Raw genomic sequence first — 24815 nt, 5'->3', positions numbered from 1 at the left:
AGAAACTGAATTTGTATGTATGCACATGTAACCAGGTTGCAATGTTGGAAGTCCGAGCATAATGACCAGACCTGTGAAGATGCCTATGGTATAAGCCTTGGCGAAGGGTTGCTGGCGGTGGCGGACGGCGTTGGTACGACGCTCTTTTCAAATGTGTGGGCCAGGCACCTCGTCGATCATTTTCTGGCTGTGCCTCTCCTCAGTGAAGATCCTTTTGAGGTCGAGTGGTGGTTGCGTGTGGCACAGGAGCAATTTCAGCAGTCGTTGCCGCCTCTGGAAGGGATGCCCTGGAATGTGAAGCAAAAAGTGCAGAATGAAGGGAGCTTTTCGACCCTGGCGACGCTACGCATGCTGACGGCGTCCGGGGAGGGCGAGCACGCTTCGCTTCAGGCGCAGATGATGGTCTTTGGGGATAGCTGTATCTTTATCCATAAAGCGGCCGCCTCGACTGTGCTCTCCTTTCCACTGGCGCAGGTGAGCGATTTTGATCAGCCGCCGATCAGCCTGCCGTCGAAGTTGAGCGCGTTTCATCGCTATTTTCACCGCGCGCAGACGTATTGTATCGATCTGCAGGCGGGTGATCGTGTGTTGCTGGTGACCGATGCGGTGGCGCGCTGGATTATCGATGCCGAAAATCGGGTGGGTGAGAGCGCTTTGAGCGCCTTCCACGCCATCGCCGGGCAGACGGCGGAGAGCTGGCCCGACTTCGTGGCGACCTGCCGTAAGTCCGGCTCGATGATCGATGATGATAGCACGGCCATCCTGCTCGCGCTGAGTGCGCGCGCGCACGACGATAGCGCCACCCTGCTTGGGGCGACCATGGCCCATCGTCCTGAGGTGCGCGCCCGCCGCAAAGGCGACTTTCTGCAGGCCGTACAGGATCAGAATAAAGAATTGGCCGCGATCATCTTTGGGGATGGACTGGACATGGCGCAGGAGGGGGTCTTTTTCTCGGATGATCAGAAGCAGCGCGCGCGCCAGGTGGCTGATGCGCTCCGTGAGATGCTGGCGGTGCTGCGACGCGAGATTAATGGTCCCCAGGCCGCTCAGATGATCGCTCCGGCATGGCGTCAGCATGAGCATCTGCTGCTGGAGGAGCCATGCGCCGCCGCTGTGCGCAAGACATTGACGCGGCTGGGCATCCCCCTGGAGGCTCCGGAAGATCCCAATGCGGTCGGCTGGGCCCTACCGCCAGCCACAGCCGTTCCTATGCAGGTGATAATTAAAGATCCGGCGCAGCTGCAGCTGGAACACGATCTGGACGAGGCTCTGCGCTCAAACGATGATATGGCCATCGTCGAAGCCTCGGCCGCCCTGCAAACCTCTCCTTACGTGGATATGGTCCCGATCTCACGGCGCGACCAGGAACGGATTCAGCAGGCCGCGCTGCGTGAGCAGGGCCGCCTGAATATGCAGGAGGCGATCGCCAGCCAGCAGATCGAGCAGATCGCCATGGCGGCGGACGTGATAGGACGCAACCTCGCCAGCCTGTCACAGGATGAGCGCGAGATCACAGCGCTGGCTTTGCGCTGGATGGATGCGCGCCGCGCCCTGAATGACCAGGCTGTCCTGGAGGCAGTCGAAGCCATCCTTGCCTCTCCTTACAGGGATACGCTGCTCTTTCCTGAACAGGATAAACCCTACCTGGCGCTGTTGTGGCAGCAGAGGCAGCAGCAGGTGGCGACAGCCACCACTCGCACGGCTGCTCAGCATCATGAGCCCGGTATCAGCGAGGACTGGTTCAGGAAAGTATGCGCCGTGAAGCGCATCTATTTAATGCACTGGATCTACCAGAAGATTGGCGATGTTGAGCTGGAGCAATCGACCCTGGACGACCTGTTAAATGCTCCTCTGATTCAGGAGGGGATTCGGGCCGTTAATAGCAGCGGCGTGGGCATGCCGCTGTTGCCAGAGATCCTGCTGCCGGATATCTGGCAGGCCTTCAAAGGCGATCCCATGGTTAATTATGACCATCTGCTACAGGAGTTAGAGCTGAGCGAGGGGCAGCTCAAGGATATTTTGCTTATCTTTCTTAACCGGCAGCTGTTTGAGGATTATCTGCTCTGGGAGCGTTCGACGCAACTGGATGATTGGCTGCGCGAGGCCCATGGCTACGACGCGGACGAGTTCAGGCAGCGCCTGGAGCGGGTCTGCCCCTGGGTGACGCACTTAAGCTGGTGGAAGGGATGATGCCATGCCCGATCGTCTGGCCTATGATGAGGCGATGCTGTTCGCGGCGGTCCGGCTCAAGGTAGCGGACCCCGAGCTCAAGCAGGGGAAGGTGGCGACGCTAATCACGCGGACCGCGCTGGGACCCGTTGAGCGTCCCTGGGGCATTGAAGGGGGCTTCGCGGTCGTCTATAAGTTTATGACGCGTAGTGGGGAGGCCCGTGCCCTGCGCTGCTTCCGCGTGCCCATCGACGCCGATATGCGCTTTCGCTATGAGCGTATCGGCGCCTTCTTCCGCTCCCACCTGCCAGATATTACGGTGGATTGCTCTTATTACCCCGACTGCCTGGTGGTCAAGGAGCAGGGGGTGTCGCCGTCGCGCGCCTATCCGGTCATCGCGATGGAGTGGGTCGATGGTCTGACGCTGCTGGAGATGGTGGATGAGTGCTGTCGCCACCGCAACATACAAAGGCTGCGGCGCCTGGTCCAGCAATGGGAGCAGCTGATCGTGCGGCTGCGGCAATGCGGGGTGGCCCATGGGGACCTGGCTGGCGTCAATGTGATGTGCCGCACGGATGGCCAGATGCTGCTGGTGGACTACGATGGCGTCTATCTGCCCGAGTTTGGACCCGGCGCGGCCAATCTGCAGCGCGTCCTGCTGGGCCAGGCCGACTATCAACATCCGCACATGACGGCGCGCCCCTTTAACGCCACTATGGACGATTTCTCGGCACTGGTGATCTATACCGCTCTGCTGGCCCTGGCGCGGCAACCGGAGCTGTGGGAGACATACGCCAAACGCGACGCGCAGGGCAGGCTGCTGGACACCAATCTGCTCTTTACGCGCCAGGACTACCTGGATCCCGATCACTCCCGCCTGTGGCGATCCCTGGCTGCCTTGAATGAGGATCAGGTGAGCCGCGCCCTGGCCGCACTCCGTCAGGCCTGCCAGCAGCCCGTTGAGCAGGTACGTTTCCCCTGGCACCTGCTGGACCAGGCTGCGGCGCCTGGCTCTGTGGCGACCACGTCAGCGCTGGCTGTTAAGATAGACAGGGCGGCCGCCGCGACGCTCCATATGGAGGAGCGGGGCCCTGTGGTGGCTCCAGGCGCGACCGCTAGCAGCTTCTCCAGCAGTTCTGTGGCTATGCGGCCCGCTCAGGGTTATACTATGCGCGAGTGGGAGCGCCAGTTCGCTGAGCGCGTAGCCGCCTTCCGGCAGGTCTGCCAGCGTGAGGATGACGAGGAGATCGCGGCGGCCTTTGAAGAGATCAGTAATTTTGGGCACTTCGATGAGCAGCTCTTCCCGCCAGCGCTGCTGCAGCGGGCGCGGCTGGCGCAACAGCGGCGCAGCGCCCTGGCGCGCTTCCGCATGGCCCTGTCCACGAAGCGGCCGCAGCAGATGGCCATGGCCTACGACGCCTCCCTGCTGAACGCCTCCCATAGCGTGACGCAGAGGGAGCGGTCGCTACTGGTGCTGGCCCACGCATTCCAGCAGGCGAGCAACGAACATGATAGCCAGGCCCTGCTGACGGCCTACCAGGCGATTCAGGATTCGCCCTATCAGCGTGCCTTCCGATTTTCAGCCCAGGAACTGGAGCTGGTTGAGGCGGCCCGTGGCTATCAGACCATGCGGGACGAGGTGCTACGGGGAATCGCCACGGACGACGATGCACGCATCCGCCGGGCATACCGGCCAGAGCTTGAGCAGCGCTTTAGTGCCTTTTCGGCGGACCAGCAGCACCGCATCAAGGGGGCCCTGGCCGCCGCTAAGATCGAGCAGGCGCTGGCGCGGCGCGACTACGCGGAGGCCGTGCGTCTCGGCTGGTCCCTGCTTCCCAATCAGCCGGGACAGCTGGTCCGCTTGAAGCTACAGAGAGCAGCCCTGCGCCTGGTTCGCCAGCAGGACATTAGCGAGCTCAAGGCGACCATCAGCCGGCGCGCCGATGCAACATATCTCACCCTTACGTGGCGCTGGCCGGATGACGCTCTGGTGCGGCACGCCGTCATGGTCTGGAGCTATGAATGCTGGCCGCCCCGCCTGGCCAACCATGTCAGGCAGCCGGGCGCTAAGCATTTCACCTGGGCACAGCGTCCAGAAGGACAGCTGCGAGGCTCATGCGAGATCAGGCTGAATATGGCGGCCGAAGCCGCGCTCTATATCCAGGGCTATAGCGCCCTGCGCGATCCCTGGGATGAGCAGCGACGCTGGTTCTTCGCCGACGGTTGCACCCCCACCTCGCACTGTAAATCCACATGATCGCTTTGGGGAACGTGGTGGATGCCGGGGATGCGGAATGATATTGAAGAAAAGATCCTCTATGTCAAGTCTAAAAAGCGCATCAAGAAAAGCTGAAAGGGGGAAATGAAACTGGGGAAACAAGGACTGCCTTCAACTGAGCATGAAGGAGCATATCATGCCGCAGCGCGGTGTCAAGCCGCTTCACTTTCCTTGACACCGCGCTGCTTGCATGATCAGAAGAAGACATGCTCAGCTGAAGGCAAAAAAACAGGCGGTTTTGCCTTTCAAAGATGGCCCTTTCTATGCGGCTCTGGGAGCATGAGCCAGCTTCGCGGACTGAAAGATGGCAGCGTCATAGCACTCGTGCTTGCTCCAGAGCGCAAAGAGGATTCTCACCCACAGATTAGAAAGGGCACGAACGGCTTCCGTATGGCTTTTCCCTTCACTTCGTTTACGCAGATAGTAATCCCTCGCCCAGGGTTCTTGTTGGGTACTTTGCCACGCAAACTGGTGCAAGGCATTGCGCAGAGGTTTACTACAGGCATAACGGCGGTGGGCTTTCGCGTAGGTTCCACTCTGAAAGATGACGGGCGAGGTTCCAGCCAACGCCTGCAAATTGCTCGCTCGCAGGTAGCGGCTTCTCTCATCCCCAATCTCCGCCAACAGTCGAGGGGCGAGCCGTTTTCCAGCACGGGGCAAACTGCTGAAAATCGGACTGTCAGCGTGGGTCAAAAAAAGGTCTTCAATCACCTTATCATATTCGGCGATCTCTTCCACCAGCGGCAGCAGTTGCTTGACTTGGACCAACATCAGGCGGGACTTGGTCCGCGTTGTAATCGCATCAGCGGTCAAATGGGATTGATGCAGCCTCTGGAAGATCAAGGGCGCTGCCTTTGTCGGATTGGTATGCCTTCCCTGGCGCAATGTGACCTCAATCTCTTGTACCGAGGCCCCCATAGCCGCTTGCGGAGTCGGATAGGTTTGCAAAAACATCAGCGTCGAATGCTGCTGAAGCTTGGCAAACAACTGCAAAGCCACTGGATAGTATGCTTTGAGGCAAGCTGTCAACTGGTTTACCAGTCGGGTCTGGCTCTGAATCAAGCTATCTTGATCGCGGGTCAATGCTTTCAATTCAGCAATGATGTCGCTATCAGGTTTCAAGCGCCGCAAGTCCACCAGTTCAGCCCGTCCATGTTTCGCCAACAGGTAGGCATCAAGCGCGTCCGTCTTTACCCCAGAAGCTGGCCGCCGACGATCAACCGTTTTGGGATGAACTGGATACACGTGCCAACCTGCTTCCAGCAGCGCAGTGATCAGCAGCCCACGAGATGTTTCGATGATGCAAGCCATCTGGTCTCGATCATCTGGGCCAGTAATATCTTCCAAGAAGGCATTCAGGTGATGCAAGCCTTCAGGCGTATGGTTGACGCGCAACGATCCAACTTGGCGGCCAGCATCGTCAATGACCAACACATCGTGGTGAGCGTTCGCCCAATCAATACCAGCATACCACATAGCAAACTCCCTTCTCGAAGAGAACTGTTCCTGGGTCAGCGTGTTCTTATACTGCGGTGCTCAATGAAGGCACGATCCTCTAATGGACGCTCCATCCAGGAACAGCAGGAGGCGAAGCGCGATCTTTTCTAATTGGTCGAGCCAGGTGAAAGAGGTAGACTTTCGCCTCCTGCGTTCGACTCGTTTCTGGAGCAAGTGTACCGCTTGCTCCGTCCCTCTCTCGAGAGGGCTTGTAAACATATTACTGTATAAGAAAAAGAGAGAAAATTGTGTGCCAATAACACGGAAATGTATCCTCGTAGGCGGCATGCACAAGGCCGGATTGCTGCGTGTTCGAAAAAGGAACAGCGATGAACAGGCCGCAATCCTATGCCGCCTACGGGAACGTTTTCGTGTTATGGCAAACGATTTTTACCCCCTCTTATTTCGTTAAAGGGCACATGGTACCTACATCATCCATTTGTTGAGGAAGATTTATGATAGATATTACGCATATGACAGAAATTTTGACGGAGATGACGCGGCGTGTCGAGTTATTTGATGGGGAGAGTGCCGGGCTTTTCAAGCTGCTGAAGGCCGCTATTCAAGATGAGGCGAGCGGCGAGATCAACGCCTGGGCCGATAGCGACCTCTACCAGCTGATCGATCCGGCGTTGGTATGCGAGCGCTATCGTGGCTATCTGGTGCGTCCAGGGCGATCGCTTGTAGATCTCAATGGGCGAACATTGCTGCGCATCCTGCTGCCCTGTATGCCCGTGCTGCTGACCGGCGTGAGCCTGATTCAGGCTTTGACGCTCTATCCTGCCGTCCTGACAGCATCCTCTGCTGGACGCGGCGGCCAATCGTTTCTCTTCTGGTGGCAGCAGGGCTTTAATGGTCAGTTGCCGGGCTGGCTGCGGGCCAGCAATGTTCTGCTGCTCGATCTGCTCCTGCTGCTGGCCTGGCTGATCTCTTCACTGTGGCTGGCCGGCGTACCATCGCGCCAGCAACGGCAATCACAGGAACAGGCGCGGCAGGAGCAGGATCTGCGGGCCGCCCTGAACCATACGCTGGCCATGGTCACGCTCTACCTGGCGCACTATAAGAGCCAGCTCAGCACGGCGGACAACCTGACCCTGCTCGCCCGGCGCATCGATTCCATGGGGCGCCGTCTGGAAACGAACTTGGAGCAGGTTACCAGTAGCTTCGATAGCATGACGCGGCAGGTCTCCGAGCGCTTTACGAGCATCGCGCAAGAGCTGACGCAGGAATTCGATGGCGTCACAACGGATATTACCACCCGTTACGATGGGATGTCGCAGCAGGTCATGCATCGCTTCGGCCAGATGACCGATCGCATGTTGGAACAGCTGCTAGAGGGCAGCAAATACCTGAAAGAGATGGGGCGGCTCAGCGGGGGTGTGGTGCAGACGGCCGACCACGTGCGTGCCGCCGCCACCATTCTGCAGGAGACCAACGGCGAGCTGACGCGGCAGGCCCGGAGCCTGACGGTCCCAACCGCCGAGCTGGCCCGCCAGCAGGCATCCCTGATTAGCGCCGCCTCGCAATCGACACAGCTGCTCCAGGAGGTCTCCCACACCATGACCGACCTTAGCCAGCAGCAGGACCGCTGGGGCACCGACCTGCGCAACATTCTCGACACCCTCGACCTCACCATCGAACGAGCCGCCGAACTCGCCCTCCAATATACCCACAAAGAAGAACCCCCATCAAATAAATGATCGTGCGCGGAGGGGAGGTTTCCATGCGCGTAAATAAGAAGAAAATCTGAACCCTTGACACAAGGTTGACTTTCTGGTAACTTAATGACTAGAAAGTCATAAAGAAATTTGGCTAGTCAAAGTTTAGTATTACTGGTCAGAAATCAACCGGGATGAACAGGAATTATCTCTCTAGAGAATTGGTTGTAGAAAAATGATACATCAATCGCTTAAAGAAAAACAGCGGCAGGAGCGGGAAGAACTGATCCTGCAGGCTACACAGGAGTTGTTGCTGGAGCGTGGCTACTATGAGACTTCAATGGGCGAGATCGCCCAGCGGGTCGGGGTCGCCAAAGGTACGCTCTACCAGCATTTTGAGAGCAAAGAAGCCTTGATGATCGCCCTCTTTAAGCGTGAGTTCCATGATCTGCACGTCGCTATCGAGAATATTGCCAGCATGCAGGTTGGGGCGCAGGAAAAGATAACCTTGATGATCGATACGCTGTGCTACCACCTGGCTGAGAAGCACCCGGTGTTCTTTATCATTCGTAACGCCTCTGACTTGGAGGCGGAGATTCACGAGGAGATCAAAGAATATTTTAATGGGATGCGCGCGCGGATCAGTGTGATTCTGGATGGAGGGAAGGCGGAGGGCATTTTTAATGCCAGCCTGCCGACCGAGGTGATGGTTGAGGCCCTGTTTGGCATCATCGTCTCGCGCCTGTTCAAGAACTTTCACCAGAGGCAGCAGGTCACCTACGAAGATCTCGTTGGTCACCTGAAGTGCATCTATTTTCACGGCATCACAGCCCCCACGCCCGCGCCTGCGGGCTAAAGCCGGTCGTGCCGATAAATGGAATATACCGACGGAACATTTGTTGCCAGATCTAGCAATGCCGCTCTCTGATAAAAAAATGCATAAACAATGTCTCTGTCTTTTTTATACCTATGAGTTTAAATATATTGAAATTGCGTCGTAAGGAGTAACTCATTATGCAAGTTTCTACAGTAACTCCGCAGGAAAAAGCGGGGGGACTTGCCTATAAGTGGGTTGTTGCGATAGTGGTCGTCTTTGGCCTGTTCATGACCATCCTGGATGGAACGATCGTGAATACCGCCATTCCACGCTTACAGAACGCCTTCGGTGCTGATCTGACCAGTGTTCAATGGGTGTTGACAGCGTACACGCTGGCCCAGGGTGTGGCCACCCCACTGACCGCCTACCTGGCGAGCCGGATCGGCAATAAGCGTTTATACCTTGTCGCACTGGCTGGCTTTACATTGGGATCGGCGATGTGCGGACTCTCCTGGAGTCTGGAGTCGTTGATTATTTTCCGTATTATTCAGGCGATATTTGGATCTTTCCTGTCTCCGCTGGCGATTACCTTGCTCTACATGGAGTTTCCGCCCGCCGAGCGCGGTACGGCCATGGGTTTCCTGGGTATCCCGATTCTGCTGGCGCCGGCCTTTGGTCCGACGCTGGGTGGCTACCTGGTCACCTATTCCGACTGGCAGCTGATCTTCTATATCAACCTGCCGATCGGTATCGTCGGTCTGCTGATGGGATTCTTCTTCCTGCGTGAGAGCGTGGGGCAGCGTGTCGACTTCGACTTCCTGGGCTTTATCTTTGCCTCTATCGGCCTGGCAGCGGTCCTCTATGGTCTGTCGGATGCCGGTACCAGCGGCTGGAGTTCGGCGACTGTGCTCGGCTGTATCATTGGCGGGCTGTTCTGCCTGGTGTTCTTTGTGGTCCTGGAGCTGTCGCGGGCGAAGCAGGGTAAATCCGTGCTGCTGGACCTGCGCGTCTTCGGCAATGGCGTCTTTACAACCAGTATCATCGCCAGTACGCTGGTGATCTTCGCCCTCTATGGCGGCCTGTTCTTGATCCCGGTCTACCTGCAGTCGCTGCGCGGCGAATCGGCCTTCCAGTCCGGCCTGGTCCTGTTGCCGCAGGCCTTCGCCTCCATGCTGGCGGTCGTCATCGGCGGTCGTCTCGTTGACAAGATCGGCGTACGCGCGGTGGTTATCCCTGGCCTGCTGATCATGGGTGTCGCCATGTGGATGCTGACCTCGCTCAGTCTGACCGAGCCGGTGAGCCATTTCCAGATGGCCCTGATCATTCGTGGCTTCGGCATGGGACTGTGTCTGCAGCCGCTCACGGTCTCGATGCTCTCGCAGATCAGGCCTCAGATGCTCTCGCAGGCGTCGTCGGTCAACACCACCTTCCGCTTTGTGATGAGTTCGCTGGCCGTGTCGGTGATCTCGACCTACGTGACCTCGCGCGACAAGCTGCACTATGCCCGCCTGGCCGAGCAGGTTACCGCTGACTCGCCCATCGGTCACTTTATCACCCAGATGCAGGCCATCCTGATGAGCCGTGGTTCATCGGCCCAGGCCGCTTATGGGACGGCGCTGGCGTATATCTCTGGCCGCCTGCAGCTGCAGGGGTATGTGATGGCCATGCAGGATGCCTTCTGGGTCACGCTGATTCTGGTGGGAGTGGCCGTTATCGCCTCCTTCTTTGTCAGCGGCAAGAAGAAGAACAAAAAGAATGACCCGATCGAGGAGCGTCCGCTGACCGACGAAGAGCAGAAAGCCAAAGAAGAGGCCCTGATGGCTGTCTAATAGCCGTTTCGACCATGAACCATCGAGCGGGGAGGTGCAGGAGGGGCGGCTAGCGCCTCCTGCCGGGGTGTGGGCGAGCATGCTGGGAGCATGCTCAAGTCCCCACCAATTCTCCTCTCTCCCCGCCGAAGGCGGGGATACAAGATGCATAGATAAATACAAATTTTTATCATTTTTTTGATTTTTGATTTGAAGGAGATCACGCACCATGCGTCGCATGATTTTTGTACCGATCCTGGTTATGGTGGCCATGCTGGCCATCGCGGGTGGTGTTTTTTACTGGTTCTACAACAACTACAATAATTACCAGACCGATGATGCCCAGGTGACCGGGCATATCTTGAGCGTGAGCAGTCCCCAGGCGGGCCAGCTGACCACCATGTCGGTCAAGCTGGGTGATAAGGTGACCGCTGGCCAGACCATTGGCACCATCACTACGGTTCCCACCACTGGTACCGGTGCGGCGGCTGCAGCGGCCGCTGCTAAGCCCGCTACCGTCGATGTCACCAGCCCGATTGATGGCACGATCGTCCAGGTTCCGGCGGTCCAGGGACAGGGGGTAACTCCCGGTGCCACACTGGCCCAGGTAGCTGACCTCAGCAATCTGACCATCACGGCCTATGTCGATGAGGGCGCCATCAACAACGTCAAGGTGAACCAGGATGTCGATGTGACGATCGATGCCTATAGCGGCACTACCTACAAGGGCCACGTCCAGAACATCGTCGCGGCAACCGCTGGTTCGTTCTCGCTGCTGCCTTCTTCGGACAACGCCAGTGGCAACTTCACCAAGGTCTCGCAGCGCATCCCTGTTATCATCTCATTGGGTGACAACGGTGGCAACAACATCGTACCGGGCATGAGCGCGGAAGTTACCATTCACGTGCACTAATTGTGCCAGAGTAACATAAGGAGAGAAAAATGATCATTGGAGGACTTATCGCGATCGCCGTTCTCGCCTTGCTGGGTGCATTTTTCCTGGCACGTGGCGGTGGCGATAAAAACGCGAAGCCTGCCAGGGTGGAGAGCGCGCAGCCAGCGACGCCGGTACAGCCTGAGGTAGAGAAAAAGGCCACCATCCCGGCTCCCGAGCTCAAAAGTGAGAGCCAGCAGCTGGAGTTCCCAAAGAATGCCAGCATGCCCGATCTCAGCCAGGATACGACGACGTCCATGCCTCGCGTCAACAACTTTGAGGATGCGACGCAGCGCTATAACGCTACGCCCGCCTACTGGCCGCAGGAGCATTCTGTGAGCCAGCCCGAGCCCGATGTTGCCGCCCTCAACCGTCGCTTGTACGAACTGGCCGGTCAGCTGCACATCATGCAGCGCCAGACCCGTGACATCGAGCAGAACCTTATGCACCTCAGCGGCGTCATCGAACACATGAACCGCACCAACCACAACGGCAACGGATCAGAACCCCTGCTCAGCAGGAGCTCCTCCGTACCATCCATGCCCTACGGCGATTAATCGCTCCGCTCCGGGCGGTCGCGCATGCGCGGCCGCCCTTTTATATTTATGTGTGGTGTGGTGGTGTCAGGCAGGCGCCCAGCGCCTCCTGACACCACCACACCACACATCCAAAAATATTTTTGAGCGCCGCAGGCGCGTCGAGTCATGTGCCGAAGGCAAAAATCCCCCTCCTAATCCCTTGACTTTGAAATGACCTTCTGGTAAATTGATGACTGAGTAGTCAAGAAATCTGTTTGTAAGTCAAATGACAACTAACCAGTCACTTACTTGATTGCTTACTAAGCGACATTGAACTCTGGAACATGACTGTATTTTGTACTTTGCATTGCTCGATATGCATATAGCAATATCGCGTCTGTACAGCGTATTATAAGGAGTTTCTGTCTATGCAGATGTCTGCACCTGCCGCGCCACGGAGCGGGGGATTGCCATATAAGTGGATTGTGGCATGCGTGGTGATCTTTGGCATCTTTATGAGTATTCTCGATAGTACTATCGTGAATATCGCCATTCCACGTCTACAGAGTGCCTTTGGTTCGGATCTCAATAGTGTGCAGTGGGTGTTGACCGGCTATACGCTGGCCCAGGGTGTGGCTACGCCGCTCACCGCCTATCTGTCGGACCGCATCGGGATCAAGCGCTTCTATATGTTGTCGCTGCTGGGTTTTACGCTGGGTTCGGCCCTGTGCGGCCTGGCCTGGAGCCTGCCGGTGCTGATTACGTTTCGCCTGCTGCAAGGCTTTACGGGCGCCTTCCTGTCGCCGTTGGCCATCACGCTGCTCTACATGGAGTTCCCACCGGCGGAGCGTGGTACGGCCATGGGCGTGCTGGGTATCCCGATCCTGCTGGCCCCGGCCTTCGGTCCCACCCTTGGGGGCTACATCGTCACCTTCGCCGGCTGGCAGCTGATTTTCTATATCAATGTCCCGCTGGGAATTATCGGCCTGATTCTGGCGGCGATCTATCTCCACGAGGCACGCGGCGATGCCCGCACCAGCTTTGACATCCCCGGTTTCGTGCTGTCGGCGATCGGGCTGGGCCTGCTGCTCTATGGGCTCTCGGACGCAAGTACCGATGGCTGGACCTCGGCTACCGTGCTGGGCTGCTTGCTCGGGGGTGGCCTGCTGCTGGTCATATTCATCTTTGTCGAGCTGGGCCGCGTGCGGCGAGAGCTGCAGCCGCTGCTGGATATACGCGTGTTCAGGGATCGCTCGTTCTCGACCAGTAGCTTTGCCAGCATCCTGGTCACCTTCGCCCTGTTTGGCGGACTCTTCCTGGTCCCGGTCTACCTGCAGAATCTGCGCCAGCTGAGCGCCTTCCAGGCCGGACTGCTGCTGCTGCCGCAGGCGTTCGCGTCTATGATCGCCGTGCTGGTCGGTGGCCGGCTGGTGGATCGCTTCGGAGTGCGGGCTGTGGTGATACCGGGCCTGGTCATCACCGCCATCGCCATGTGGCGCTTCGCCTTTTTAGATCTCTATATTCCCTTTGGCTCGTTCCAGCTGCTCTTGATCCTGCGCGGCTTCGGCATCGGCCTGTGTCTGCAGCCGCTGATGGTATCGGCGCTGGCCCAGATTCGGCCGCGCCAGCTGGCGCAGGCCACGGCGGTCAGCACCACCCTGCGCTTTGTGGGCAGCTCGCTGGCGGTCGCTATCATCGCCACGCTGGTCCAGAGCCAGACCAGACTGCACTATGCCCACCTGGCCGAGCGCGTCACGCCGGACTCCCCGCTGGGACAACTGGTGCCGCGCCTGCAGGCGCTGTTTATCTCGCATGGGGCTTCGGCGACCCAGGCCTATGGCACGGCCCTGAGCACCATCAGCGGCCTGCTGATGCGGCAGTCCTATATCCTGGCCATCCAGGACGCCTTCTGGCTCAGCCTGGCGCTGACACTGGTCGCCGTGGTCGCGGCCTTCTTTGTCGGCTCCGGTCGCCGCAATCCAAAAAATCAACCGATCCAACAAGAACCCTTAAGCGACGAAGAGGCCAAAGCCCGCGAAGAAGCCATGATGGCCGTATAAAACCCATCGGCCCGGCCCCGCGTCCAACCCATAGGTTCGGACCTCACGTCCGATTGAAAAATACATCGATACGAATGATCGAAGGAGTGAACGTACCATGCGACGGATGGTCTTTGTTCCAATTTTAATCATGATCGCCATCCTGGCCATCGCCGGTGGCGCTTTCTACTGGTTCTACAATGGCTACATTAATTACCAGACCGACGATGCCCAGGTGACCGGGCATATCTTGAGCGTCAGCAGCCCCCAGCCGGGCCAGCTGACCACGTTGTCGGTCAAGCTGGGTGACAAGGTGACCGCCGGCCAGACGATCGGCACCATCACCGCCGTGGCTCCCACCACTGGCAGCGGTACCCCGGCCGCCGGCGGCGCGAAGAGCAGCAATATCGATATCACCAGCCCCATTGACGGCACGATCGTCCAACTCCCGGCGGTCCAGGGGCAGACGGTGACCCCCGGCGTGGCGCTGGCCCAGGTGGCGGATCTCACCAACCTGACGATCACCGCCTATGTCGATGAGGGTGCCATCAACAACGTGAAGGTGAACCAGGACGTTGACGTGACCATCGATGCCTTTAGCGGCACCACCTATAAGGGCCACGTCCAGAACATCGTCTCGGCGACCGCCAGTTCGTTCTCGCTGCTGCCCTCTTCGGACAATGCCAGCGGCAACTTCACCAAGGTATCGCAGCGCATCCCCGTCGTCATCAGCCTGAATAGCACCGGGAACGACAATGTCGTGCCTGGGATGAGCGCGGAAGTCACCATTCACGTGCACTAGGCGGGCAAGAAGGAAAGAAACCTGTCAGAGAGGGGCACCTTGGATATGAAGGTGTCCCTCGATTCGAAGCGAAAGGAAGAAGCATGTTGATTACCGGTGGACTCATCGCTGTCGCCATTGCGGCACTGCTGCTCGCCTTTTTTCTGGCCCGTGGGGACAGCGGCGAGCGCGGCAGCGGGTCCAGATTGCCCAACAATAGTCAGGCCCAGACCGAACTGATGGCGGCGCAGGCCGCGGGCTCACCCAGCGCGGTCGCCCCCACGGACGCGACGCCTCGGCCCATTGAGCAACCGCCCGCAGCCTTCAATACCCATCAGAGCCAGGACGGCCGCAACGACGAGACCGCCCTGTCGCGTCCGAGTGGCAGCCTGGCGCCCGGCTACTATGACGAGGATATCAGCGCCCAATCTCTCAACCGCCGGGTGTATGAGCTGGCGGGCCAGCTCCGCATCCTCCAGCGCCAATCGCAAGAGATCGAGCGCCACCTGATAGAGCTCAGCGGCATCCTCGAAGGCATGGATGCGCGTGGCCGCCACGACCAGCCATACTATCGCAGCTCCGTCCCCTATGGCCCCGACGAGGTCCACAAAGACTAGTCGCACAGCCCTGCTAAAGCTACGGATGGCATGCCAAGGCTTAATCCAACAGCGTTAGAAGATGGTAGAAGCTGGCCAGGCGTTTCTGATGTTAAAAATATAAAATTCTTTTTGCTCATATTAAAGGAGTCCGGCAATGATACATTACCGGACTCAGTTGCGTAGCTGGTGAATGAATACCTGTGCAGGTGATGCAAAACGGCTTAAAACACCGGTGAGCCAACGCCTAGCTAAAAGAACAACTCCTGCTGGGTAGTGTAGAAATCCGTACCGGCCAGTGCCGGATTGGCATTATTAAGGACCCCAAACGCATCGTGGGCACCAGGTAGTATAGGCTCCTGGTAGTTCACATGCCCGTTCCCCTGATTGTTTGTCGTGAGCGTGGTTTCTCCTGTCAGGAAGGATCCGCAGTCGTTCGTACTACTGGTAGGGGTCTGGATCAGCCTGACATTGTAGGTCGTGTTGGGGGTGGCGTTCATAAGCACCACATTCAGAATTAATCGCCCCGATCCGGTTGTGTTGATGATCGCGAAGCCAGTTCCACTTCCCGTTCCCGATGGCTCCGCAGGCTCGAAGTCACAACCTCTATTATTTGTGGTGAGCGGTGTCACCAGAGCACCCTGAGGTCCCCAGGGTGGTGGCATACCCTGGGGACACTTGTGTTTGTGGGGACCCCACATTGGAGTAATCTGGGTATAGCAGTGGTTGTGGAAAGCAACTGCTGCAGTTCCAGTGTTTGATCTCGATACTACCGATGCTGCTCCTACGATACCGATGTTGAGTCCTAATCCTACCGTTGTAGCCCATACGGCTAGCGCCATGATCAACCCGGCTATGAGCGATGTTCGCTTTACCATAAATAATTCTCTCATAAGTGTTTCTCCTTTAATGGCTCAGACTCGAAATTCATTAACACGCGCTATTGTGTACTTTATATATTAATTATAAATTTAAAGCTAAATTAATATGGCGAATGTATTGTCCATATATGCCCTTTTGCGCGGAACCCTGAATAAAAAAATTATTGGAAGGATTTTTATCAGCTCCGATAGCGACTGCTAGCTCTCTTGTCCGGACAAAGTCACTTGATGGCAGGAGGAAAGTAAAGAAGGTGTTTTTTTGCCAGCCTCTTTTTCTTCTCTGTGTGCGTCCTGGACGTAAAAGACGCTACATCTCTTTTCCTGGCTCTGCAAGAGGATTGAAGGAATGTCGAGGATATGCTATTATAAAAGACAGCGGGGCTGTAGCTCAGTGGATAGAGCGTCGGTTTCCTAACCACCCCCTGCGATGAACCCGCTCCACACCTGCCTTGACGAGATTTCCAAGCAGATAGAGCGATGGTTATTTCGCAGAGGAGGTTATCAGTGGTTACCCGACCAAAACAAGCCGCCGAGATCCAGGAGCCGATGACAGTGGCCTGGGCAATTGAAGCTTATTCCTATGCAGTCCTTTCCCTCTCCCCCGAAACGCAGAAATGGTATCTTCAAAAACTTCAGGTCTTCAGCGATTGGTGCACAGAAAAGGATCTCACTCTGGACACAATGAAAGTTCTCCATCTTCGGCAATTTACAGAACACTTGAAGACACGGACCAATCCACAGACAGGAAAGCCACTCAGCACATACACTCAACACGGCTATACACAGGTGGTAAAGAGCTTTCTCAACTGGTGTAGCAAGGAAGAGGATTTAGAGGATGTGGTCAGTGAGAAGCTAGCCAAACGTATGCCGATGACAAAGGTGGATAAGAAGGTTATTGAGATCTTTACCCCCGCTCATATACGTGCCCTCTTTGAAGCCTGTAAGAACGAGTATAATGAGGAAATGATACAGAGGGATAAAGCTATACTTGCGGTCCTCTTTGATACCGGAATCAGGGCCTCTGAACTCTGCGGCCTTACTCTTGACCATGTTTATCTCTCTAAATCAGAATCCTATCTTAAGGTCTTCGGCAAAGGAAACAAGTGGAGAGAGGTACCGCTTGGGAACAACTCTAAAGCCGCGATCCACAAATATATGCACCGTTACCGAGACGCAATCAACCAGGAGGATCACGTGTTTCTCTCCCGAGCAGGAAAGCCGATGACAGCATCAGGACTCTTGCAGCTTTTTGAGCGGCTTGGGAATTGGGGACACGTGAGGGGAGTAAGATGCAGCCCACACACTGCCAGACACACATTTGCTGTAACCTTCCTGACAAATGGCGGCGATCTCTATAAGCTTAGTAGATTGATGGGGCACACTTCAGTTATGGTCACGGAGAACTACTTGAGAGCATTCCAGGCCAGGGACGCGAGGAACGTTGCCAGCGTGCTCGATAGCTTGAAGTGATAAAGCCGAAGAGATGAAGGAGGCGATTGAATGGATGACCAGGCGCTAGAAGATCTGTTTGGACCAGCGGCCACCTATAGCGATCACAAGAAGGGCGAGCGAATCACCTTTACCGAAGCCGGAGAGACATACACAGGTGTAATTATATGGGTATGTGGGCCTGGAGTAGTAGCGGGGAGACAGATCCCAACGCATTACATGGTCGAGGCAGATCAGCGGGGTGGGTTCCCATTCGTCGTCTTGCCTTCTGACATTATTGAAACTAATTCTGAGCAATAGTTATGAAGAGACCTAGAGAGCAGCAGCCTTTAGATCTCTTCTTCCTCACCTTTAAATTGATGCTATATCGCCAATTTCCACCTGCTCACCTAACCAATCCTCGGCCGTCACTGCCTCCGCAAGCTCTTTTACCAATTCTACCGTCTTAACGCTTACCGCCACAACCCGCTTGACCAGGCGCATAATGTACTGAGGATCATCCAGGCGATTAGGATCACTCTCGATACCACTGCGCTTATCAATAGAGACTTGATATTGGTCGATAACCCACTCCAGTGCAGAGCGACCTCCTAAACGGTACTCGAAGCATTCTGGGGGTATACCTTCCAACGTTAGCCCTTCGCTCATTACCAGCGCTGTCTTATCTGTTGAAAGCTTCAGCTTCTTAACGTAGAGGCGCTGATCCAAAGGAATATCTTTGTTAGATACCGCCTTCAATGGATACTCGTCCGCCTGCTCATAATTTACATGTAGGTTCATTAGTTGCTTGCCTACACTTACGCATACCTCGAAATCTTCCCGATCCATTAATAAGGGAATGTGAGGAAGATCGCGTTTTAGATTCTCTTTATAAAGTTCACGATATTGCGGGTGATGCATTAATGCGTATACGTAGTAGAAGATGTCCCATTTACTAACTGTAAAACCGTATCGAGAACTGAATTGCTCAACCACCCAAGTTGTAATATTTTCCTGCCTACTACTTCCATCCGTAGAATAGGTATAAAAAGGGAAACACTGAACCTTCTCAAATGCTAAATCCATGCTAGGTATCGCATTAGTCGCAAGGCACCCAAATCCCTTTCTGTCTCCAAGCCCAGGGACACAAATCGTTATGTTTTCATTTTCTTGCGCTGGTGTAGGGAACTGGTTTTTAGTGGTCCCTTGCTCGTCAATAGCTATATCGGAGTAGTACAATAGAACTTTCGTGTAGGGGCGGTATAGGGCGTTTCTTATGCTGCCTTCACTAAATTGCATCTCCCGCTCATGTTGCAAATCTCGTTTAAGGTTGCGGCTCCATTTAATTTTCTCGTAGCTAACGAAATTATCAACATCTTTAGGGCGTTCATTCCTAACCCATTTTGTCATTTCCGAATTATATTCATCTATAAACTGTTTGACTTTATCGGTTAACACGGCAGCATTGAAGGCATAAACGGTAGAATCTCTGCCTGAATTAATTCCTGTTGAATACGTTTTAAAAATTGTTTTTACTTCGGCGTTCTTAGCAAGCTTAGCGTCCTTTGATCCCGCCGGTAAAAACGAATGGAATTCTGGGTGAAGACCCTCAGTCAACCAGTTATGTCTATCATCAGGAGTTAATAGTTGCCATTCAAGGTTGTAGATGTTGTCTTTCTCTGCTAGAAATGATAATTTTTCCTTCTTGCGCCAATACTCGGGCACTCTGTGATAATACAACGAATGCTGGTGGCTGTTTGATCGGCGTATAGCGACAGTGATACCAACTCCTACTTGAATACCAAAAACATTGTGAGTAGTTCCCGATAATTTCGGATTTTTGCGTACATTGCCATGAAAATCCAGATGATAGATACAATTGAAATCACGTAGCAAATGTTGACGCATACCATCAAAAGTAATTTGATCTATAAATGAATTATTAGAAACAAAGCAAACTATTCCGTTGTCCTTACCAATTCTGTCACTGGCCCAGCGGAAAAACCTAACATAAGCATCGTAAAGTTGGGTATTAAGGGTAGCTCTTGAACCCTTCACATAAGTATCTCGTATACGCTTATCTACTATTTCATATTTGCGATTTTTGTTATTATCGTTCTCTCGTTTTTGTCCAACGTTGTAAGGTGGGTTGCCTATGACCACGGTAATATTAGCTTCTCTTTCACGCTTGACACGTCTTGTATTCTTTTCTGCAAACATATCTAGCGCCAATTGTTGATCCCCTTCGGCAAGCTCTAAAGTATCAGCAAAACAAATCCCTTCAAACGGTTCATATTGGCCTATCTTAGCGTAGTATTCATGTTCAATGTTTAAGGAAGAGATATAATAGGGGAGCAACATAATCTCATTGCAGAAGAGGTCTTCTTTATATTTCTTCTCCAGATTAAAATCGTCGATGCGGCGAATGAGATTGACGACGAAATTACCTGTACCAGTGGCGGGATCAAGAATCTTTACACCCGGAGTTTCGATAGACTTACCGAATTCGCGCTTGAGTACCTCGTTTACGCTCTCAACCATGAAATCAACAATCTCTTGTGAAGTGTAGACAATACCATGAGTATCGGCTTGCTTTGCGGCAAAACCCTGGAAGAAGCGCTCGTAGACAGTGTTGAGGAACTCTTGGCGCTCACTCCAACTCTCAATTCCTTTTGCGGCTTTTTCTATTGCGACATAAAAGCGGTCGAGAACCTTAAGAAATTCAGTACGATTGAAAGAGCGGCTAGCCAATGCATCAATAACCTTCTCGACTTCAGCGGCAATAACATTTCGGCGCACAAAGTCAGGGTTATTAAATACAGTGCTGAAGAGGCGTTCTGTTAGAAGATGCTGGGCTAACATCTCATCAATAGCTTCGTTGTTCATCTTAGGGTTAAGCGAAGTGCGGCAGACCTCAGCGAAGGTAGCAAATGCCGCTTGAAACTTCCTGTTCAGTTTGTGTTCTTCTTTGATGATGTTAAGTAGTGCCTGGGCATGTTCTGGTATTCGTTCTTTGAACTCTTCAACCGCTTCCTCAAAGTTCTCGATATCCGGCTCAACATAGGTGAAGAAATCGCGGAGGAGATCAATGATGCGGTTCTGGTCCGAGAGGTCGTATTCATTTGGTAGGTTGCGTTTGCCCTGGTAGAGCACAGCCCGTTTACTATCTTCGAAGAGTGTGTTAGTCAGGGGATAACCGGTAGCAATCTTTTTGCGAATCTCTTCGTCTAAATTAACCTTTGGTCCTTTGGCTTCCCAATATCCACGGCGGATACGAAACTCATCCAAGACAACACCATCAGGGCGAATCTTACCAATCGTCATCTCAGGAGCAAGCGACCAACCACAGTATTTTGCCACAGTGGATAACATATTTTGAAATGCGGCACGTAGACCCAGCTCGTAGTTAGCAACTTCCTGGTAGCCCTTTAGCTCTTCCTTATACTGCCTGACGACCTTTTTGAGGTAATTCCTATCAATGTTCTGTGGTGTACGCGCCATGTTCCTTCTCCCAGCATCCCCACCTCTGGCACTTTTCGTCTTGCTCTCAGTCTCTTGATCGGCTTCCGGTTCTTCTATTCCATTTACTTTATTGACGACTTTACGGATACCTTTAGCGACATTGGTGAGTGCAGCATCTTCATTTGTCCACATTGTAACAGGCTTTCTATTGCTAGGCAAAGGTTCTAATTGGGCGAACGGAGCATATTCCCAATCACAGGGATGAAGAAGGACAGGAATAACGTGTGCCTCACCTGCTCGATGGCGTCTCAGTGCTTCCCTGGTTTCAACGCTATAACAGTAGTCAGAGGCAATAAAGTTAGCACTAATGAGGAGAAGGATAATATCGGCGGTTTTTAAGTGAGAGCGAAGATCCTGTTCCCACAAAGTTCCAGCGGTGATGTTTTGAGAAGACCAGGGGGAAATTAAACCTTGGCGAACGAGTAGCGCAAGATGTTTGTTGAGCTTCCTAAGTAGACGTTCATCCTCATTGGCATACGCATAGAACAATTCCAATGCACTGGTCGTCATTACAGCATTCCTTGCTAGAATTCAGAGCCTACGTACAAATGATGATCTTAAAAGAGGGGTAATCAGTACAAATCAACACAAGCCAAATGGAAATAACAAATTAGTAGAGACGATATTCTTCTGGCACCTGGTCGTCAGATACATCTTCTAGGAGTTCTGTCGCAGGTACCGCTAGCACACGGGCAATACGATTGAGGGTAGATAACGAGGCATCATGGTAGGGATTGCGCCAGATCTTCTGTATAGTCTTGTACGAAATATCAGACAGCCTGGAAAGTTTCGCTAATCCCATCCCCTTCTCTTGGGCAACCTCTTTTACGCGCAATCGCAACAAATTCTTACCCCATAAATCAATAGATGCACTTCATACTACTACAGCTTGATTGTTGACGTAAGCTGGTCTGTAATGGTATTACTTAAAGGGTGGTCTTTAAAACCAATATCGGAGTGAGAAAGGAGATCTTTAGGTGAGCGAAATTGCATTGTTGAGGAGGCAGATAGAGATTGAATGTGAGGCTATGAGGCAGGCAATGAAGGGCTTCAAGATCACAGCTTCCCATGACATTATCAATAACCAGTACAACTCGATAGGGGGCTTACAGGAGCAACTAGCGGCTATTGTAGGCGAGCAGGAAGCAGCGAAGATTGCCGTTGAGGTCTATATTCAAGCGATAGGATAGAATGATGGAAGAGAGACGGAAGAAGCCGACGTTAGAGCAGCTCAGGACCATCCATTACTTTGATATTCCCACCATCGCCACGCTTGCAGAGTTGGGAACCAGGACCGTGTATCATGCACTCCTTCGTAAACCTATCTACCAGCGCGATGCGGAGAAGATTGTTGCAGCCCTGGCCCAGCACGTAGGATTAGAGCTTACACTAGAGCATGTCGATATCGTGGTATGGGAAGAGTATCAGGTGCTCTGGATCATACGTGCCAGTGCCAACACCCATGAAGAGCTAACCGATGCCTACAACTTTGTCTATGCGCGTAACCAGGAACACGCAAGAGATCTGGCAAGGAAGTGGTTAGAACAGCTTGCACATTTGCCGCATCACTACTACACGCCCTGCCCAGAAGGTTTGCATATCGGTTGTATCTCGATCCCCGGATACATACAAAGCCAAGCGTATTGTGTATCCGTAGAATAAAAATACCAGATTTAAAGCGAGGGAGCTGAAGAGACAAGCAGCTCAATGGAGTACAGTTTCTTCGGCATTTCTCGTTCTCTACTCCTCTTCAGCGTTCCCTTTTAAAGTAATCTTCACATACGCTCTATCATCAAAAGACACATTCCCGCTCTGTACGCCCTTTGTTGACTTGTATTTGCGGAAGAGCAGAGGATCGTCTTGAAGAACTTCTTGCAAGGCTTGTTCAGATGCTTCCAGGCTGTCTTTTAAGTAGGGGTAGCCGTCAGAAGCCAACACAACGGTAGTAGCCTCAGCAGGCAGAGAGACAACGCGAATCCCCTCATCAGGTACAGCAAAGCCATCGATGATAGGAAACCAATAAGGTCCAGACACAGGGTTATTTTGAAAGGTCATCTGTCGCTTCAAGAGAGGCAAGATAAATTCTCTTCCAGGATCATATGCTCTCAGCTCATCCACGGTTTTGCCCTGAGCTATCTCAGCCGCAAGAAATAAAGAGCGTGCATTAGCGGTTACATTATCGATTTCTTTTGTATTTTGGATAAGTTGCTGGTCTATCATACACTGACAATCACCAACGAGCCAGATTTCTTTGCGTGCAAAACTCACCGCGATAAAGGCGGCAATAGCTCTTTGAACTCCCTCAGACTGCACAATTTCAGTAACTTCGTGTTGTTTATAGAGTGCCTGGATAGCAGCGGTAAGAATATCAACCGTTTGGCGAGCTGTCGCATCTGCTGGAATAAGATCAAACGCGTGTAAGATGATTTCAGCTGCGACTCTCCCCCCTGTCTTTCCATCCCATCTTCGGTCAGTTTTGGAAGTTGCACCATCGATCACAGCAATAAAATCGGGGCCAATATAGAGAGCATCTTCGCACGTCTCGTCTTGACCCGTTTTCGATAGCAGAGATTGTTCTATCAGCGTATAGTGAGGAGTCTCAGAAGCCAGTATCAGGCTATCACTACTTGTATCTTCTACCATGCGTAACTTCGCTCCACTTTCATTTTTGTTGGATGTCCGTCTACAACTTGAGTGCTGATAAGTACAGAGAAGTTCTTTCTTCCATCGCGTGTCAGTTTTCGCAAATGTTGATGCAGATCCTCTGTAAAAAACTTCGATGCTGCTACTGTACCATATGTATGGGAACCCGCAAAAAGAATAGCTGTACGTGGATGGGATGTGAAAGGGCTTTGTGCGCGGACAATCAACCCATAATCCACTTCAACACGGCGATTGACAGCCTGGCCTTCGTACTCTAGTGCTCCCTGGTCGATCCAATGCCCTCCTGATTTATGCACACGCCAGACAATCATGCTATCAATCTGCGCGGCAGGCTGCTCTTCACTGATAAGGCTCAAGAACTTTGCTGCTATTTTGTTGTTCTTCGGACCTCCGAGGATCAGCAGATCATTATCAAAGCGATCTTGAAGAGGCTCAACCGAGAGGATGATATTGCTCACATCGAGTTTATTGCTATAGGCTTTGTTGAGTGATCGTGTAGCAAGCGCCAAAGCACGTACCTGCCCGATACCAGTAGAGGGGCGATTGTAGAGACCCGTATTTGTCGTGGTTGAGGTCGCTACACATACCGTCAAACGAGCTGGATCATCTACACGCCAGAGCCGCCGATTTGGAACGCGTACCTTGATCCATATGCTAACAGCCGTAAGAACAATCCCAATAGGCAACCATGCGATATTAGAGATCACATTGATGAGGATAGAATGTATATCTTCCATGTTTCCCCCAGAATTTTGCAATCCTTTACAACAATTTTTTTATGTGGGGCAAGTGTTTCTTATTCCAATGAGAGATTATACATGCTAAAGATACATTCATCACTAAAAAGATGTATGTCCTAATGCGATAAACATACCAATCTTAAGAGAAGTTCTTAAGAAGAGAGATGTATATGTAGGTGGGTAAATCATCAGTGGCCCACACACAGGGACGTTCTTGCCTGCCCGTTTACATGGTCTTTTGGCGCCGAAACTCCTTTTTTCTGCCTCAAACTGCATCTCTATTATGCGCAAAAGACTCCACAAAATAGCCTCGAAATACTCAAAAATTCACCTGAAATGGTCAAGAAATAGCTTTTAATTGGGCTGAAATAGAATAAGCACAGCAAGAATTATGGGTTTTACAGGTTTGTAAAAATTGGTCCTAAATGTGTCTGTCTAGTATATTCTTTCAGGTCTACTTAAAGTAGAGATAATTATTCAAATCC

The 24815-nt window shown here is 53.3% G+C and carries 19 protein-coding genes; 13 read left to right on the top strand and 6 right to left on the bottom strand.

Annotated features, from left to right (window positions below):
• Positions 1-15 precede the first annotated feature (15 nt).
• On the top strand, positions 16-2190 hold the full coding sequence (locus KTT_RS10080) for a protein phosphatase 2C domain-containing protein (RefSeq protein WP_126595850.1): 2175 nt from the start codon (positions 16-18) through the stop codon (positions 2188-2190).
• A gap of 4 nt (positions 2191-2194) precedes the next feature.
• On the top strand, positions 2195-4426 hold the full coding sequence (locus tag KTT_RS10075; RefSeq protein WP_126595849.1) for a protein kinase family protein: 2232 nt from the start codon (positions 2195-2197) through the stop codon (positions 4424-4426).
• 282 nt (positions 4427-4708) lie between these two features.
• Here KTT_RS10075 and KTT_RS10070 read toward each other — a convergent pair whose 3' ends face one another.
• Positions 4709-5923 (bottom strand): IS110 family RNA-guided transposase, encoded by a 1215-nt coding sequence (locus tag KTT_RS10070; RefSeq protein ID WP_126594464.1) that lies wholly within the window; start codon positions 5921-5923, stop codon positions 4709-4711.
• A 476-nt stretch (positions 5924-6399) separates the two neighbouring features.
• Between KTT_RS10070 and KTT_RS10065 the strand changes: the two genes are divergently transcribed.
• The 8 genes from KTT_RS10065 (at position 6400) to KTT_RS10030 (ending at position 15116) form a co-directional block, all read left to right on the top strand.
• Positions 6400-7644, top strand: a complete 1245-nt coding sequence (locus tag KTT_RS10065; protein WP_126595848.1) for a hypothetical protein — start codon at positions 6400-6402, stop codon at positions 7642-7644.
• Positions 7645-7837: 193 nt separating this feature from the next.
• Positions 7838-8458 carry a TetR/AcrR family transcriptional regulator gene (locus KTT_RS10060; protein ID WP_126595847.1) on the top strand — a complete coding sequence of 207 codons (621 nt, stop codon included), beginning with the start codon at positions 7838-7840 and terminating at the stop codon, positions 8456-8458.
• A 158-nt stretch (positions 8459-8616) separates the two neighbouring features.
• Positions 8617-10248 carry a DHA2 family efflux MFS transporter permease subunit gene (locus tag KTT_RS10055; protein WP_126595846.1) on the top strand — a complete coding sequence of 544 codons (1632 nt, stop codon included), beginning with the start codon at positions 8617-8619 and terminating at the stop codon, positions 10246-10248.
• A gap of 208 nt (positions 10249-10456) precedes the next feature.
• Complete coding sequence (locus KTT_RS10050; protein WP_126595845.1) at positions 10457-11140, top strand: HlyD family secretion protein; 684 nt, start codon at positions 10457-10459, stop codon at positions 11138-11140.
• 29 nt (positions 11141-11169) lie between these two features.
• Positions 11170-11718, top strand: a complete 549-nt coding sequence (locus KTT_RS10045; RefSeq protein ID WP_126595844.1) for a hypothetical protein — start codon at positions 11170-11172, stop codon at positions 11716-11718.
• Positions 11719-12107: 389 nt separating this feature from the next.
• Positions 12108-13739 (top strand): DHA2 family efflux MFS transporter permease subunit, encoded by a 1632-nt coding sequence (locus KTT_RS10040; RefSeq protein ID WP_126595843.1) that lies wholly within the window; start codon positions 12108-12110, stop codon positions 13737-13739.
• Between the two features lie 97 nt (positions 13740-13836).
• Entirely contained in the window at positions 13837-14520 is a 684-nt protein-coding gene (locus KTT_RS10035; protein ID WP_126595842.1) for an HlyD family secretion protein, read from the top strand.
• A gap of 83 nt (positions 14521-14603) precedes the next feature.
• The gene (locus KTT_RS10030; RefSeq protein ID WP_126595841.1) at positions 14604-15116 is read left to right on the top strand and encodes a hypothetical protein; all 513 of its coding nucleotides are present in this window, start codon (positions 14604-14606) and stop codon (positions 15114-15116) included.
• A 230-nt stretch (positions 15117-15346) separates the two neighbouring features.
• Here KTT_RS10030 and KTT_RS10025 read toward each other — a convergent pair whose 3' ends face one another.
• A complete protein-coding gene (locus KTT_RS10025; protein ID WP_126595840.1) occupies positions 15347-15988 on the bottom strand; it encodes a hypothetical protein in 642 nt (213 codons plus the stop codon).
• Between the two features lie 465 nt (positions 15989-16453).
• Here KTT_RS10025 and KTT_RS10020 point away from each other — a divergent pair, with 465 nt between their 5' ends.
• A complete protein-coding gene (locus KTT_RS10020; RefSeq protein ID WP_126595839.1) occupies positions 16454-17446 on the top strand; it encodes a tyrosine-type recombinase/integrase in 993 nt (330 codons plus the stop codon).
• Between the two features lie 330 nt (positions 17447-17776).
• Here KTT_RS10020 and KTT_RS10015 read toward each other — a convergent pair whose 3' ends face one another.
• Complete coding sequence (locus KTT_RS10015) at positions 17777-21436, bottom strand: type ISP restriction/modification enzyme (RefSeq protein ID WP_126595838.1); 3660 nt, start codon at positions 21434-21436, stop codon at positions 17777-17779.
• Between the two features lie 100 nt (positions 21437-21536).
• Positions 21537-21761 carry a helix-turn-helix domain-containing protein gene (locus KTT_RS10010; RefSeq protein ID WP_268904529.1) on the bottom strand — a complete coding sequence of 75 codons (225 nt, stop codon included), beginning with the start codon at positions 21759-21761 and terminating at the stop codon, positions 21537-21539.
• A gap of 142 nt (positions 21762-21903) precedes the next feature.
• On the opposite strand from KTT_RS10010, the gene KTT_RS10005 reads away from it, so the two are divergent.
• Together KTT_RS10005 and KTT_RS10000 are read left to right on the top strand one after the other, a co-directional pair.
• Positions 21904-22116, top strand: a complete 213-nt coding sequence (locus KTT_RS10005; RefSeq protein ID WP_126595836.1) for a hypothetical protein — start codon at positions 21904-21906, stop codon at positions 22114-22116.
• Between the two features lies 1 nt (position 22117).
• Complete coding sequence (locus tag KTT_RS10000) at positions 22118-22588, top strand: hypothetical protein (RefSeq protein ID WP_235845662.1); 471 nt, start codon at positions 22118-22120, stop codon at positions 22586-22588.
• A 78-nt stretch (positions 22589-22666) separates the two neighbouring features.
• On the opposite strand, the gene KTT_RS09995 is transcribed toward KTT_RS10000, so the two are convergent.
• Together KTT_RS09995 and KTT_RS09990 are read right to left on the bottom strand one after the other, a co-directional pair.
• Positions 22667-23569 (bottom strand): protein phosphatase 2C domain-containing protein, encoded by a 903-nt coding sequence (locus tag KTT_RS09995; protein ID WP_126595835.1) that lies wholly within the window; start codon positions 23567-23569, stop codon positions 22667-22669.
• Positions 23563-24327, bottom strand: a complete 765-nt coding sequence (locus KTT_RS09990) for a hypothetical protein (RefSeq protein WP_126595834.1) — start codon at positions 24325-24327, stop codon at positions 23563-23565. Before KTT_RS09990 ends, KTT_RS09995 begins: the two co-directional genes overlap by 7 nt.
• Positions 24328-24815: the final 488 nt, after the last annotated feature.

The organism is Dictyobacter aurantiacus, assembly GCF_003967515.1.
GTDB lineage: Bacteria > Chloroflexota > Ktedonobacteria > Ktedonobacterales > Ktedonobacteraceae > Dictyobacter > Dictyobacter aurantiacus.
The sequence above is the reverse complement of the archived record's forward strand: the minus strand, read 5'-3'. Positions and strand labels throughout refer to the sequence as shown.